The sequence below is a fragment of the Allobosea sp. FW305-C-101 genome (assembly GCF_058783685.1).
Map to the genome: position 1 here is coordinate 296,292 of NZ_JBYSYT010000004.1, position 12,478 is coordinate 308,769.

At 66.5% G+C, this 12,478-nt stretch carries 14 protein-coding genes; 5 read left to right on the plus strand and 9 right to left on the minus strand.

The genetic code is table 11. The features are described from left to right. Positions 1 to 80: 80 nt before the first annotated feature. Genes AC3WMA_RS18915 through AC3WMA_RS18935 form a run of 5 tightly spaced genes read right to left on the minus strand, consistent with a single transcriptional unit; the run spans position 81 to position 5,280 of the window. Positions 81 to 986, minus strand: a complete 906-nt coding sequence (locus AC3WMA_RS18915; RefSeq protein WP_492286895.1) for a polysaccharide deacetylase family protein — start codon at positions 984 to 986, stop codon at positions 81 to 83. An 11-nt stretch (positions 987 to 997) separates the two neighbouring features. Beyond that, positions 998 to 2,710, minus strand: coding sequence for a dipeptide ABC transporter ATP-binding protein (locus AC3WMA_RS18920; RefSeq protein ID WP_492286896.1), 1,713 nt, complete (start codon positions 2,708 to 2,710; stop codon positions 998 to 1,000). Next, entirely contained in the window at positions 2,707 to 3,585 is an 879-nt protein-coding gene (locus tag AC3WMA_RS18925; RefSeq protein ID WP_492286897.1) for an ABC transporter permease, read from the minus strand. Before AC3WMA_RS18925 ends, AC3WMA_RS18920 begins: the two co-directional genes overlap by 4 nt. Continuing rightward, on the minus strand, positions 3,582 to 4,556 hold the full coding sequence (locus AC3WMA_RS18930) for an ABC transporter permease (RefSeq protein WP_492286898.1): 975 nt from the start codon (positions 4,554 to 4,556) through the stop codon (positions 3,582 to 3,584). The genes AC3WMA_RS18925 and AC3WMA_RS18930 overlap by 4 nt, the downstream gene beginning before the upstream one ends. Before the next feature lie 22 nt (positions 4,557 to 4,578). After that, the gene (locus AC3WMA_RS18935) at positions 4,579 to 5,280 is read right to left on the minus strand and encodes a creatininase family protein (protein ID WP_492286899.1); all 702 of its coding nucleotides are present in this window, start codon (positions 5,278 to 5,280) and stop codon (positions 4,579 to 4,581) included. 140 nt (positions 5,281 to 5,420) lie between these two features. Here AC3WMA_RS18935 and AC3WMA_RS18940 point away from each other — a divergent pair, with 140 nt between their 5' ends. The 5 genes from AC3WMA_RS18940 to AC3WMA_RS18960 all read left to right on the plus strand — a co-directional run bounded on the left by AC3WMA_RS18940 (position 5,421) and on the right by AC3WMA_RS18960 (position 10,363). Beyond that, entirely contained in the window at positions 5,421 to 5,957 is a 537-nt protein-coding gene (locus tag AC3WMA_RS18940; protein WP_492286900.1) for a MarR family winged helix-turn-helix transcriptional regulator, read from the plus strand. 25 nt (positions 5,958 to 5,982) lie between these two features. Beyond that, the gene (locus AC3WMA_RS18945) at positions 5,983 to 7,575 is read left to right on the plus strand and encodes an ABC transporter substrate-binding protein (RefSeq protein WP_492286901.1); all 1,593 of its coding nucleotides are present in this window, start codon (positions 5,983 to 5,985) and stop codon (positions 7,573 to 7,575) included. A gap of 78 nt (positions 7,576 to 7,653) precedes the next feature. Further along, positions 7,654 to 8,601, plus strand: coding sequence for an isoaspartyl peptidase/L-asparaginase family protein (locus tag AC3WMA_RS18950; protein WP_492286902.1), 948 nt, complete (start codon positions 7,654 to 7,656; stop codon positions 8,599 to 8,601). Then, on the plus strand, positions 8,598 to 9,635 hold the full coding sequence (locus tag AC3WMA_RS18955; protein ID WP_492286903.1) for a ketopantoate reductase family protein: 1,038 nt from the start codon (positions 8,598 to 8,600) through the stop codon (positions 9,633 to 9,635). The genes AC3WMA_RS18950 and AC3WMA_RS18955 overlap by 4 nt, the downstream gene beginning before the upstream one ends. Beyond that, positions 9,608 to 10,363 (plus strand): SDR family NAD(P)-dependent oxidoreductase, encoded by a 756-nt coding sequence (locus tag AC3WMA_RS18960; protein WP_492286904.1) that lies wholly within the window; start codon positions 9,608 to 9,610, stop codon positions 10,361 to 10,363. The genes AC3WMA_RS18955 and AC3WMA_RS18960 overlap by 28 nt, the downstream gene beginning before the upstream one ends. Before the next feature lie 122 nt (positions 10,364 to 10,485). On the opposite strand, the gene AC3WMA_RS18965 is transcribed toward AC3WMA_RS18960, so the two are convergent. From AC3WMA_RS18965 to AC3WMA_RS18980, 4 genes are read right to left on the minus strand one after another with little or no spacing between them, the layout of a single operon-like run. Then, entirely contained in the window at positions 10,486 to 10,920 is a 435-nt protein-coding gene (locus AC3WMA_RS18965) for a VOC family protein (RefSeq protein ID WP_492286905.1), read from the minus strand. Positions 10,921 to 10,951: 31 nt separating this feature from the next. After that, the gene (locus AC3WMA_RS18970; RefSeq protein ID WP_492286906.1) at positions 10,952 to 11,434 is read right to left on the minus strand and encodes a DUF1579 domain-containing protein; all 483 of its coding nucleotides are present in this window, start codon (positions 11,432 to 11,434) and stop codon (positions 10,952 to 10,954) included. A 50-nt stretch (positions 11,435 to 11,484) separates the two neighbouring features. After that, positions 11,485 to 12,030, minus strand: coding sequence for an SRPBCC family protein (locus AC3WMA_RS18975; RefSeq protein ID WP_492286907.1), 546 nt, complete (start codon positions 12,028 to 12,030; stop codon positions 11,485 to 11,487). 40 nt (positions 12,031 to 12,070) lie between these two features. Then, a complete protein-coding gene (locus tag AC3WMA_RS18980) occupies positions 12,071 to 12,418 on the minus strand; it encodes an ArsR/SmtB family transcription factor (RefSeq protein WP_492286908.1) in 348 nt (115 codons plus the stop codon). Between the last annotated feature and the right edge of the window lie 60 nt (positions 12,419 to 12,478).

The window sequence follows — 12,478 nt, forward strand, 5'->3', positions numbered from 1 at the left end:
GTATCAGGCCGCTTCCGGCCTGAACCCCCGATGAAGCGAAAACGGCGGGAATCGGGCAAGGGTTCCCGTGCTGCGGCGTTTTAGAGGCCGGCCTCGGCCTTCACATAAGCCGCGATCTCGGCATGGGTCGCGAACCAGCAATCGCCCTTCGCCTTGGCGAGGCGGACCAACTCCTCGAGGATCCAGAAGCGCGAGCGATAGGTGATGACATGCGGGTGCATGGTCAGCAGGAAGAGCCCGCCTTCGGCATAGGCGCCCTCGAACTCGCGGCGGAAAATGTCGAAGACCGCTTCCGGCGAGGTATACGGCCTGAGTCCCTGGAAGCGGTTCATGCTGAGATAGGGCGCGTCGTCGCGGATCCATTCCACCGGCAGTTCGACGATGCCCGTCGGCTCGCCCTTCTCGACGATCTCGTAGGGGTCGTCATCGGCGAAGAGCGAGGAATCGTAGAGCAGGCCGAGCTCGCGCTCGATCGAGAGCGTCACATCGGAGAAATCCCAGGACGGGGTGCGCATGCCGACGGGCCGGATGCCGGTGACCTTCTCCAGCGTATCGGCCGAGCGCAGATGCAGTTCACGCTCGTTTTCGGGCGGCACCGCCGTGTTGACCTCGTGAATCCAGCCATGGAGGCCGATCTCATGGCCGGCGCCGATGATGCGGCGCTGCTCGTCCGGATAGAGCAGGGCGGTGACGGCGGGCACGAAGAAGCTCGCCGGGATATCCTGCCGCTTCAGGAGATCGAGGATCTTGGGCACGCCGACGCGGTTGCCGTACTGACCCCAGGACAGGCGCCCGACCGACTTGCCGCCGTCGCGCAACTCGTTGGTCTCGTGATCGACGTCGAAGGAGAGCGCCACGGCACAGCGCGCGCCGTTCTTCCATTTCGCGGGCTTGAGGTTGCGGCCGGCGCGGACCTGCTCGACCTTGCCGCGCCAGACCTCTTCCGGCCATTGCCAGGGCAGGAGTTCATCGGGCTGGCTCGTCATGGCGGCTCTCCTCAGGTCGTCGTAGCGACCGGCAGCACCGGCACGGCGGCGAGCAGGCGCTTGGTGTAGTCGTGCTGCGGATGGTCGTAGACCGCGCCGGCCGGGCCGCTCTCGACGATCTTGCCGCGATACATGATGGCGACGCGGTCGCAGAGATGACGGACGACCGAGAGGTCGTGCGAGATGAAGATCAGCGTCAGGTCGAGTTCCTGCCGCAGGCGGATCAGCAGGTTGATGATCTGCGCCTGGATCGAAACGTCGAGCGAGGCGACCGGCTCGTCGCAGACGACGACATCGGGCTGCATCGCGAGCGCTCGCGCGATGGCGACGCGCTGGCGCTGGCCGCCCGAGAACTGGTGCGGATAGCGGTCCGTGAAATCGGGATTGAGCCCGACCGCCGCCAGCCATTGCCGGACATAGGTCTTCGCCTGCGCACGCTCGACGAGCCCGTGCGCCAATGGCCCTTCGGCGATGCTGTCGCCGACCGTCATGCGCGGGTTGAGCGAGGCGAACGGGTCCTGGAAGATGGTCTGAACGCGCGTCGTGACCTTGTGCGGCTGTTCGCCCGCGCTCATCACAGGTGCGCCGTCGATGCGGACCGAGCCGCTATCGGGCGCATAGATGCCGGCGGCGACGCGGCCGAGCGTCGACTTGCCGGAACCGGATTCGCCGACGAGGCCGAGCGCCTCGCCACGCTTCAGCACCAGCGTGACATCGTCGACTGCCTGCACCGCTGCTGGCGCCTTCGACAGACCGGCCTTCTGCGCGAGCTTGCGGAACAGGCCGGGCGTCCCGGCGAAGCGCTTGGCGACATGGTCGATGCGGACATAGTGCACGGCATCAGCGACGACGGGCGGTGCCTGTTTCGCGGCGCGCGGCGGCGGCGCGACATCGGAACCGACGCCGCCGGCGAGCAGCTTGCCGGGCTCGGAACGCGAAGGCAGCGCATCGAGCAGTCCTTGCGTATAGGGATGCTGCGGATGGGTCAGCACCGAAAGCGTCTCCCCGGCCTCGACGATCCTGCCATGGCGCATGACGCAGACATGGTCTGCGAGCGAGGCGACGACGGCGAGGTCGTGGCTGATCCAGATCAGCGCCGTGCCGAGCTCCGCGACCAGCTCCTTCATCTCGGACAGAATCTCGGCCTGCACGGAGACATCGAGCGCGGTGGTCGGCTCGTCGCAGATGATCAATTTCGGCCGGTGCAGCAGGGCGATCGCGATGGCGACGCGCTGGCGCATGCCACCGGAGAACTGGTGCGGATAGAAATCGACCTTGGCTTCGGCATCGGGGATGCGGACCTGCGCCAAGGCGGCGACGGCGCGGCGGCGCGCCTCGGCACCGGAGATCGTCTCATGCGCTTCCAGGGCGAGCCTGATCTGCGTGCCGATGGTCAGCATCGGGTTCAGCGTCATCATCGGGTCCTGGAAGACCATCGAGATCTGCTTGCCGCGGATTTTTCGCAGTTCGGCGGGGGAGAGACCGACGAGTTCGCGCCCTTCCAGCTTGACCGAGGAGCCTGTTTCGACGCGGCCGGGCGGATCGATCAAGCCGATGATCGAGAAGCCGGTGATGCTCTTGCCCGAGCCGGATTCGCCGACGAGGCCCATCACCTCGCCGCGCTTCAGCGCGAAGGAGACGCCGTCGACCGCCTTCACCATGCCGGCGCGGGCGTGGAAATAGGTCGCAAGGTCGGTGACTTCGAGGAGAGGCGCGTCGCTCATCGCTTCAGCCTCGGATTGACCTGATCGCGGATGCGGTCGCCGACGAGGTTGATCGCGACGATCAGCACGATCAGTGCGAGGCCGGGATAGATCGAGATCCAGTAGCGGCCGGAGAGCATGTACTGGAAGCCGTTGGCGATCAGCATGCCGAGCGACGGCTCCGTCACCGGCAGGCCGACGCCGAGGAAGGAGAGCGTCGCCTCCAGCGCTATGGCATTGGCCACCTGCACGGTCGCGACCACGATCAACGGCGGCAGGCAGTTCGGGAAGATATGGCGCAGCACCACGCGCCAGCCCGGCAACGGCGTCGAGAGCACCGCCTCGACATAATCCTTGCCGCGCTCGGCCGAAGCCGCGCCATGGGCCGTGCGGGCGAAATAGGCGTATTGCGCGGCGGCGAGCGCGGCGATGAGCTGCATCTTGCCCTGGCCGAGTAAAGCCGAAAGCACGAGCGCCAGCAGGATCGCCGGGAAGGCGAGCTGCAAGTCGATGACGCGCATGATGAAGGCCTCGCGGCGGCCGCCGGCATAGGCCGCGCCGATGCCGAGCGAAACGCCGAGCGTGAAGGCGATGGCACCCGCCACCAGCCCCATCTGCAGGGAGATGCGCAGGCCGTAAAGGATCGCGGAGAGTAGGTCGCGTCCCTGTGCATCCGTCCCGAGCCAATGGGTGTAGCCGCCCTCGCCGACGAAACCGGGCGGGCGGCGCGCATCGGAGAGCGAGAGATTGGCGAGGTCGTAGGGGTTCTGCGGCGCGACGAGCGGCGCGAGCAGGGCGATGCCGATGATCAGCACGACGACGGCAAGCGCGATGACCGCCGTCTTGCTCTCGCGGAACTCGGCCCAGAAGCGGGCTACGGGGGAAGCGTCCGTCATCGCGCGCCCCCTTTCCGCAGCCGCGGATCGAGCCCGACATAGGCGAGGTCGACGAGGAAATTGATGGTGATGAAGACGAAAGCGACGAGCATCAGGTAGGCGACCATCACCGGCCGGTCGAGCGACTGGATGGAATCGATGATCAATTTGCCGATGCCCGGCCAGGAGAAGATCGTCTCGGTGACCACCGCGAAAGCCAGCGTCGAGGCGAATTCGAGGCCGAAGACGGTGACCAGCGGGATCGCGATGAGCCTGAGCACATGCCGGCGCAGCACGGTCCATTCGGAGAGGCCGGCGGCGCGGGCGAATTTCACGGTGTCCGACAGCATGGTCTCGCGCGTGCCGGCGCGGGCAAGGCGCGTCATCAGGGCGAGCTTGAAGAAGGCAAGGTTCAGCGCGGGCAGCAGAAGATGGCTCAGGCCGTTCAGCGTGAGGAAGCTCCACGCGACGCCGAAGATCGAGACCGTCTCGCCGCGCCCACCGGCCGGGAGCCATTGCAATTCGACGGCGAAAGCCATGATCAGCACGAGGCCGATCCAGAAGGTCGGCACGGAGAAGCCGAGGATCGAGACCGTCATGATCAATTTCGAGGCCATGCTGTCCGGCCGGTAGCCGGCATAGATTCCAGCGGGAATGCCGATCAGCGCCGCGCCACAGACAGCCAGCAACGTCAGTTCCAGCGTCGCCGGCAGCCGCGACAGGATCAGGTCCATCACCGGCATGCCGAAGACGAAGGAGCGGCCGAAATCGCCATGGAGCACCCGGCCAAGGAAGGTCAGGTACTGCTCCCAGAGCGGCCGGTCGAGCCCGTATTGGGCGATGGTCTGGAGGCGCAGTTCCTGGCTGACATCGGGGCCGATCAGCACGTCGATCGGGTTGCCGATGGCATAGACGCCGACGAAGACCAGCACCGACATGACGAGCATGACGACGAGCGCCTGCGCCAGCCGGACGGCGATGTGGCCTAGCATCGGTGAAGCTTCCGGCGCGGCCTCACGGCCAGTTCTCCACCATCACGGCCCGCGTCTCCTCGACGCCGACCTGCCAGAGCCTGAGCATCTCCTCGTCGGGGCGCTGGTAGAGGCCGTGGAAATTGCCGTCGCCGAGGATTTCGCGGCGCTTGGCCGGGCTCGCGGCCTGGTATTCGGCAGCATTGAAGGGCGGCTTCAGCGTCTCCGGCATGGCGACGCCGGCGAGCCGGGTCCAGGGAAAATTCTCCATCCAGGAGGCGTGCGAGGCCGCCGGATCGACCGCCTGGACCGCCGCCTGGAATTGCGGCGCCGCCCACCAATTATGCAGGCGGATGCTGGCATCGGGATGCGCATCCAGCCATTCGGTCGCGAAGTTGAGGGCCGGTGAATTGCCGCCATGGCCGTTAACGAGGACGATGCGGCGAAAGCCCGAGCGATAGAAGCCGTCGAAGATGTCGCCGAGCAGGGCTGCATAAGTGCTGAGCTTCAGCGAGATGCTTCCGGGGAAATTCAGGAAGCCCGGCGTCAGGCCATAGGCCAGGACCGGGAAGACGGGAATGCCAAGCGGCTCGGCCGCCTCCTGCGCCACGCGTTCCGAGAGGATCACGTCGGTCGCGAGGCTCAGGTAAGCGTGCTGCTCGACGCTGCCGAGCGGCAGGACACAGCGATCGTCCCGCTTCGCCTGGGCCTCGATCTGCATCCAGTTCAAGTCGGCGACACGCACGGCGCGATCCTTGCTTAGCTTCCGCAAGCGGTAGACAATCCGGGCAGGCGGCGCGGACCACCCGTCAGGGCCATCCTTGACTCTGGCCTCTGGTAGCGTCAAGTTCCATTTGGAACTAAATCGGCCGAGAGATATTCCCGATGCGACGCGCGCCGACCTCTCCTTCCCGCGCCGATCCGGAGCGCGAGGCCGCGTTGGCCGAACTCGATCCGCTGACCGTGACCAAGCTCTGGGACAATCCCTGCTGGCTGTCCTTCCGGCTGAACTTCGTCGCCTTCCGCTTCAACGACCCGGTCTATCGCTGGATCGAGACGCGCTACGGCCTCGTCCGGCCGGAATTCGTCGCGCTCTATGCGGTCGGACTGAAGGAGGGCGTCGCGGCCAAGAACATCGTCGCCTCCTCCGGCCTGCCGAAGAACACGCTGTCGCGCGCGGTGCAGAAGCTGCTGCAGCGGCGTTTGCTCAAGCGCGAGACCGATCCGGCCGACCTGCGCAGCTATGTGCTCCATCTCACGCCGGCCGGCCGCAAGATCTTCGACGAGACCATGGTGCCGATGGTCGAGCACCAGACGACGATGCTCGCCGGCCTCAGCGCGGACGAGCAGCAGCAGCTCTGCGCGCTGATGGACAAGCTCGTCTTCGCCTCGCCGGCATGGCCTCAGGAACTCCAGTCATAATCATAGAAAACCAGGGGATACCGTCATGACAATCGTGAAGAGCTTCCGCCTTGCCGCCTTCGCCGCCCTGCTCGGCGCCACCTTCTCGACCGGCGCCCTGGCGCAGACGCTGACCATCGGCGTCCGCGCCGGGCCGGAATCGATAGACCCGCATTTCACCGCGACCGGCACCCATGCCGAGGCGCTGAAGCATGTCTTCGACACGCTGACCTGGTCCGGCGACAAACTGCAGATCGAGCCGCGCCTGGCGCTGAGCTGGAAGACGCTGGAACCGACCGTCTGGGAGTTCAAGCTGCGTCCCGGCGTCAAATTCCATGACGGGTCGGACTTTACCGCCGAGGACGTCAAGTTCTCGATCGAGCGCATCCCGGTCGTCGCCGGGCCGAACCCGACGACGATCTATGTCCGGCGCGTCAAGGAGGTGAAGATCGTCGATCCGCTGACGGTGCATATCGTCACCGACGGGCCGGCGCCGAACCTGCCGAACGATTTCATCCGCTTGTTCATCGTCTCGCACAAGGCTGCCGCCGGCCTGACCAAGGACAGCGCCAACGAGGCCTTCAACTCCGGCAAGGCGGCTGTCGGCACCGGGCCCTACAAGTTCGTCTCCTGGACGCCCAAGGACCAGATGGTTCTCGACCGCTTCGACGGCTACTGGGGCGCGAAGGAGCATTGGGCCAAGGTCGTCCGCAAGGAGCTGCCGAACGACGCCGCCCGCGTCGCCCAGCTCAAGGCCGGCCAAGTCGACATCATCGTGCGCGCACCGGCCTCCGACGTGCCGACGCTGAAGCGCGATCCCAAGCTCACCGTCGCGACGATCGAGAGCGTCTACCTCTTCAACATGGAGCTCGACATGCGGGACAAGACCCCGCAGGTCACCGCCAAAGACGGCTCGGCCCTGCCGAAGAACCCGCTGCAGGATGTCCGGGTGCGCGAGGCGATCGACCTCGCCATCGACCGGCCCGCTCTGGCGGAGATCGCGATGGAAGGGCTCGGCACGCCGGCAAACCAGCTGGTGACGCCGACGATCGCGGGCTTCAACAAGAGCCTGCCGGCGCTCAAGCCGGACCTCGCCAAGGCGAAGAAGCTGATGGAGGAGGCCGGCTACCCGAACGGCTTCAAGGTCGGCTTCTCCTTCACCAATGACCGCCTGCCCGGCGACCGGCAGGTCGGCACCTCGATCGCGCAGATGCTGGCGCGCATCGGCATCGAGGTGAACGCCAATGCCCAGCCGGGTGCGGTGTTCTTCCCGGCGCGCCTGCGCGGCGATTTCTCGCTGTCCATGTCCGGCTGGGGCACGCTGACGGGCGAGGCGAACTACACGCTCTCCTCCGTGGTCCATTCCAACGACCCGGCCAAGAAGCTCGGGGCCTTCAACGTGCTCGGCTACAAGAATGCCGAGGTCGACAAGCTGATCGAGGACGCAGCCGTCGAGATGGACGAGGCCAAGCGCAACGCGATGCTGTCCGATGCCGCCGCGATCGTCGCGAAGGACCGGCCGCGCCTGCCGATCGCCGCCGTCGGCTCGGCCTGGGCGATGCAGAAGGACAAGGTGACGATCAGCCCGCGCGTCGACGAGGACACGCTGGCGATGGACATCAAGCCCGCCAAGAAGTAACGGGGCCGCCTTCGACGCCATGGCCGGCACCTGTCGGCCATGGCGCAGTACGTTTCAAAGACCCGACAGGATACCGACATGACCCTCGCGCTTGCCATCCATGGCGGCTGCGGCACCTTGCCGAAGGCCGAGATGACGGAGGCCGAATGGGCCCAGGCCCGGTCCGACCTCGCCAGCGCCTTGCGGGCCGGCTGGGCGATCCTGAGCAAGGGCGGCGCGTCGGTCGATGCCGTCGAGGCGGCCGTGCGGGTGATGGAGGATTCCCCGCATTTCAACGCCGGCCACGGCTCCGCCTTCAACACCGAGGGCGAGCATGAACTCGATGCCTCGATCATGGACGGGGCGACGCTGGCTGCCGGCGCGATCTGCGGCGCCAAGCGCATCCGCAACCCGATCGTCGCCGCCAAGGCCCTGATGCTGCGCGGCGACCCGCTGCTGCTCGCCGGCCCTGCCGCCGATGATTTCGCCGAGCATGAAGGCGTCGATACCGTCGAGAACGCGCATTTCTCGACCGAGCGGCGCCGCAAGAACCTCGCCTCGATGAAGCTGCGCGAGATCGTCGGCACTGCCGCCGAGGCGAGCGAGGCCGAGAAGCACGGCACTGTCGGCGCCGTCGCCTGCGATGCACAGGGCCATCTCGCGGCGGCGACCTCGACCGGCGGCTATACCAACAAGCCGGTCGGCCGCGTCGGCGATTCCCCGATCATCGGCGCCGGCACCTATGCCCGCGACGGGCGCTGCGCCGTCTCCGGCACCGGCAAGGGCGAATATTTCATCCGCTACTGCGTCGGCCACGAGATCGCATCGCTGATCGCCTATAAGGGCCTCTCGCTGGAGGCGGCGACGGACGCCGTCCTGGCGGAGCTTTCCGAGCACAAGATCGGCGCCGGGCTCGTCGCCGTCGGGGCCGATGGCGGGATCGTCGCGCCCTACAACACCGAGGGCATGTACCGCGGCTGGGTGACGGCTGACGGCCTGATCCATGTCGCTACGCATGACCATGTCGAACTGGCGGGGCAGGCGTGAGCGAGCCCATCCTGATCTGGGGCGCAGGCGCCATCGGCGGCACGCTTGGGGCCTATTGGGCGCGGGCCGGTATCCCGGTTCTGCTCGTCGATATCGTCGCCGAGCATGTCGAGGCCTGCCGGACCAAAGGGCTCGCCATCGCCGGACCGGTCGAGGAGTTCACGCAGATCGTCCCGGCCGCGACGCCGGCTGAGCTGACCGGCCGCTACAGCCGCATCGTGCTCGCCGTGAAGGCCGGCGCGACGGAGGCCGCGCTCGCGGCGCTTCAACCGCATCTGGCCGAGAATGGCTTCGTGCTCTCCGCCCAGAACGGCCTGAACGAAATCGCCATCGCCAGGGCTGTCGGCGAGCGGCGCACCATGGGCTGCTTCGTCAATTTCGGTGCCGACTGGCTCGGGCCGGGCGAGATTCTCTACGGCAATCGCGGCGCGACCGTCGTCGGCGAGATCGACGGGTCGATGAGCGAACGCGTCGTCGAGATACATCGCCTTATGCAGTTGTTCGAGCCGGACGCGATCCTGACCGACAACATCTTCGGCTATCTCTGGGGCAAGCTCGCCTATGGCGCGATGCTGTTCGGGACGGCGCTGACCGACGATTCGATGTCGGCGAATTTTTCGGACCCGGACCGGCTGCCGGTCTGGCTCGCGCTCGGGCGCGAGGTCGGCGCGGTCGCGGCCAAGCGCGGCGTCATCTCGCTCGGCTTCGGCGATTTCGACCCGATGGTGTTCGCGCCCGGAAGGCCGGAAGGCCCGCAGATCGAGACGATCAACTGGCTCGCCCATTACACCGCGCAGACGGCCAAGACCCATTCCGGCATCTGGCGCGATCTCGCCGTACGCAAGCGCAAGACCGAGGTCACTCCGCAGATCGGCGTCATCGCCACGCTCGGCCGCGAGGTCGGCATCGCGACGCCCGCGATCGAAACCTTGGTCTCGCTGATCCACGATATCGAGGACGGCCGCCGCCCGATGGCCTTCGAGACGCTCAAGGTATTGATCGACCGATGCAGATCCGCTTCGACGGCCGCGTAGCCCTCGTCACCGGCGCAGCCCAGGGCATCGGGCGCGCGATTGCCGCCGCCCTGGGCGAGGCCGGCGCGCGCGTCCATCTCGCCGATATCGATGCTGCGGGGGTGCAGGCCGCCGCCAGAGAGATCGGCGCGACCGGCCATGCCGTCGATCTCGGCTCGCCCGAGGCTGCACAGGCGCTGGTGCGCGAGATCGTGGCGGCCGATGGCCGGCTCGACCTTCTCATCCATGCGGCCGGCGGGGTGCGCGGACAGGTCGGCCGGGCGATCGAGGCGATTTCCGAGGGGGATTGGCGGGTGATCTTCGCCGCCAATGTCGATGCCGCCTTTTTCTTGGCGCAGGCGGCGGCGCCCGCGATGAAACAGGCCGGCTATGGGCGGATCGTGACGATCTCGTCGGGTGCGGGGTTGAGGCCAAGTCTCACCGGCATCCAGGCCTATGCCAGCGCCAAGCATGCGCTGGTCGGATTGACGAAGCAGCTCGCCTGGGAATTCGGACCGCACGGCATCACGGTGAATTCGGTGGCGCCGGGCTTCGTGCGCTCCAATCCCGCGAGCGAGCGGCAATGGCAGAGCTATGGGCCGGAGGGGCAGAAGCGCCTCGTCGAGAGCATCCATACCCGCCGGCTCGGCACGCCCGAGGATATCGCCAACGCCACGCTGTTCTTCCTGAGCGAGCAGGCCGGCTGGATCAGCGGGCAGGTGCTCTCGGTGGATGGCGGGCGGTCGTAGGGGCTGCTGGAGCGCGCCGTCATGCTCGGGCTTGACCCGAGCATCTCGTCCCGAAGGAGGCTCCAGCGCCTTGTTCTGCGTGTGATTCTCGGGTCAAGCCCGAGAATGACGCCACCCTTATCTCACCCGCAATTCGCCTGATCGGCCGGCATCTCGGCGCCGACCATCCAGTTCGTGCCGAAGCGGTCGATCAGCATGCCGAAGCGCGGCGACCAGAAGGTTTCGCCGATCGGCATGGTGATCTTGGCGCCGCCCTCGGACAGGCCGGCGAAGATGCGGTCGGCCTCCTCCGGCGTCGCCACGCCAACGCTGACCGAGACCGAGCGCATCGGGCCGTCGCTGTTGTTGGGCGGGGCGTCGGAGGCCATTAGCAGCTGGCCCTCGATCTCCAGGCAGGCATGCAGGATCTTGTCGCGCCATTCCGCGGGGACATGCTCCTCCGCCGGCGTGCCCGTGTGCTCCATCATGGCCTGGATCTTGCCGCCCAGGACCTTCTCGTAATGGGTGAAGGCCTCGCGGCAATTGCCTTCGAAGATAAGATAGGTCGACAGTTTCATCGCGTTCTCTCCTCGGTTCAGCGGGAAGCGCTCAGCGCTTGCGGTGGTAATCGGCAGCCATGAACTCGCTCCACTGGCCATCCGGCCCAAGCGCGCGCGAGGTCAGGGTGCGGTGGTCCGGCGACAGGAAGGTGATGATGTCCTGATACTTCGTCATCGCGCCGTCGCCCGTCATGCTCGGCCCCTCGGTGTCGAGGACCAGCGACTTGCCGTCGGCCGAAAGTGCACCGTCATAGGTCCACATCATCGTCATCATCGAAGCGACGAAGCTGCCGACGAAACGTCCCTTGGCCGGGTCGAAGCCGAGCGTCATCAGGCTGGTGACCGGCTTGCCTTCGGGGGAATCGCCCTGCCCTTCGCCGAGGGTCCAGAGCCCGCCGAGCGAGCGCACGCTCTCCGTGCCCTTCGAGGTCGAGCTCGGCTGGTCCGGCCCCATCGAGCAGTTCATCTCGGCGGTCCAGTCACCGATCAGCTGGTGGAGCCACTCATGCTCCTTCTGCGGTTCGCCCATCATGGTTTCTCTCCTCCGGTTTCGTTCTCTGGGTGATCGGGTTATGCGCCGCCTCAGGCGGTGCGCTCGGCCGCGGCCTTCATGGCCTTCAGTCCGGCCTCGAAATCGCCACCGACCATGCGGTCCATGTCCATGAAGACATGGATGATCTTACCGATGAACGGGGTCGGGCCGGTCATGATCCAGGTCACGTTCGTCTGCTGGCCCTGCGGCGTCAGCGCGAAGACAACGTCGTTATGCGCCTCGAAGGGCTTCAGGAAATCGAGCTTGAGCCCGAGCTTACCCGGCACTTGGGCCTCGGTGATGCGCATGCTGCCCTCGCCGACATTCTTGTCGCCGGCCCAGGCAAAGGTCGCGCCGACGCCGGTCTCCGGCCCGCCGAAGATGCGCTTCATCGCCGGGTCCTTCTTCTCCCAGGGCGACCAGGCGTTCCAGGCCCGGAAATCGGCGATCAGCGGATAGATGCGATCCGGCGCGGCATTGATCGCGATGGAGCGGGTGACCTGGAAGGTATCGGGCTTGCGGGCGGCCAGGATCAGCACGACGACGATGCCGGTCGCGACGATACCGAGCAGGCTGAGAAGAATGGTCTTGAGCATGACGAGCACCTGAAATTGAGCGGAAGGAATGGTTTTGGCGTCAAACGCCGGAGCTATCGGGCGGTTTCGCCTTGATCTCGCGGAGCATCTCGTCCAGCCGCCCCAGGCTTTGGTCCCAGAAACGGCTGTAATGCTCCAGCCATTCCGAGACGTCCTGCAGCGGGCCGGGGTCGAGCCGGCAAGGTCGCCACTGGGCTTCCTTCCCCCGCGTGATCAGCCCGGCGCGCTCCAGCACCTTCAGGTGCTTGGAGACCGCCGGCAGGCTCATCGCGAAGGGCTCGGCCAGTTCCTTCACCGAACTCTCGCCTTGCGACAGCCGGGCCAGGATGGCGCGGCGCGTCGGGTCGGCGAGGGCTGCGAAGGTCAGGCTGAGCGGGTCCGTCGACATCGTATGAAACCGATCAGTTAATTAACTAGTCGGTTTACTAATCGCATTCCTCCTGCCTGT

What these genes read in the sequence shown, in the direction of transcription:
- AC3WMA_RS18915 (WP_492286895.1), bottom strand. Translation starts at nt 986, where the DNA reads ATGACGAGCCAGCCCGATGAACTCCTGCCCTGGCAATGGCCGGAAGAG.
- AC3WMA_RS18920 (WP_492286896.1), bottom strand. Translation starts at nt 2,710, where the DNA reads ATGAGCGACGCGCCTCTCCTCGAAGTCACCGACCTTGCGACCTATTTC.
- AC3WMA_RS18925 (WP_492286897.1), bottom strand. Translation starts at nt 3,585, where the DNA reads ATGACGGACGCTTCCCCCGTAGCCCGCTTCTGGGCCGAGTTCCGCGAG.
- AC3WMA_RS18930 (WP_492286898.1), bottom strand. Translation starts at nt 4,556, where the DNA reads ATGCTAGGCCACATCGCCGTCCGGCTGGCGCAGGCGCTCGTCGTCATG.
- AC3WMA_RS18940 (WP_492286900.1), top strand. Translation starts at nt 5,421, where the DNA reads ATGCGACGCGCGCCGACCTCTCCTTCCCGCGCCGATCCGGAGCGCGAG.
- AC3WMA_RS18945 (WP_492286901.1), top strand. Translation starts at nt 5,983, where the DNA reads ATGACAATCGTGAAGAGCTTCCGCCTTGCCGCCTTCGCCGCCCTGCTC.
- AC3WMA_RS18950 (WP_492286902.1), top strand. Translation starts at nt 7,654, where the DNA reads ATGACCCTCGCGCTTGCCATCCATGGCGGCTGCGGCACCTTGCCGAAG.
- AC3WMA_RS18960 (WP_492286904.1), top strand. Translation starts at nt 9,608, where the DNA reads ATGCAGATCCGCTTCGACGGCCGCGTAGCCCTCGTCACCGGCGCAGCC.
- AC3WMA_RS18965 (WP_492286905.1), bottom strand. Translation starts at nt 10,920, where the DNA reads ATGAAACTGTCGACCTATCTTATCTTCGAAGGCAATTGCCGCGAGGCC.
- AC3WMA_RS18970 (WP_492286906.1), bottom strand. Translation starts at nt 11,434, where the DNA reads ATGATGGGCGAACCGCAGAAGGAGCATGAGTGGCTCCACCAGCTGATC.
- AC3WMA_RS18975 (WP_492286907.1), bottom strand. Translation starts at nt 12,030, where the DNA reads ATGCTCAAGACCATTCTTCTCAGCCTGCTCGGTATCGTCGCGACCGGC.
- AC3WMA_RS18980 (WP_492286908.1), bottom strand. Translation starts at nt 12,418, where the DNA reads ATGTCGACGGACCCGCTCAGCCTGACCTTCGCAGCCCTCGCCGACCCG.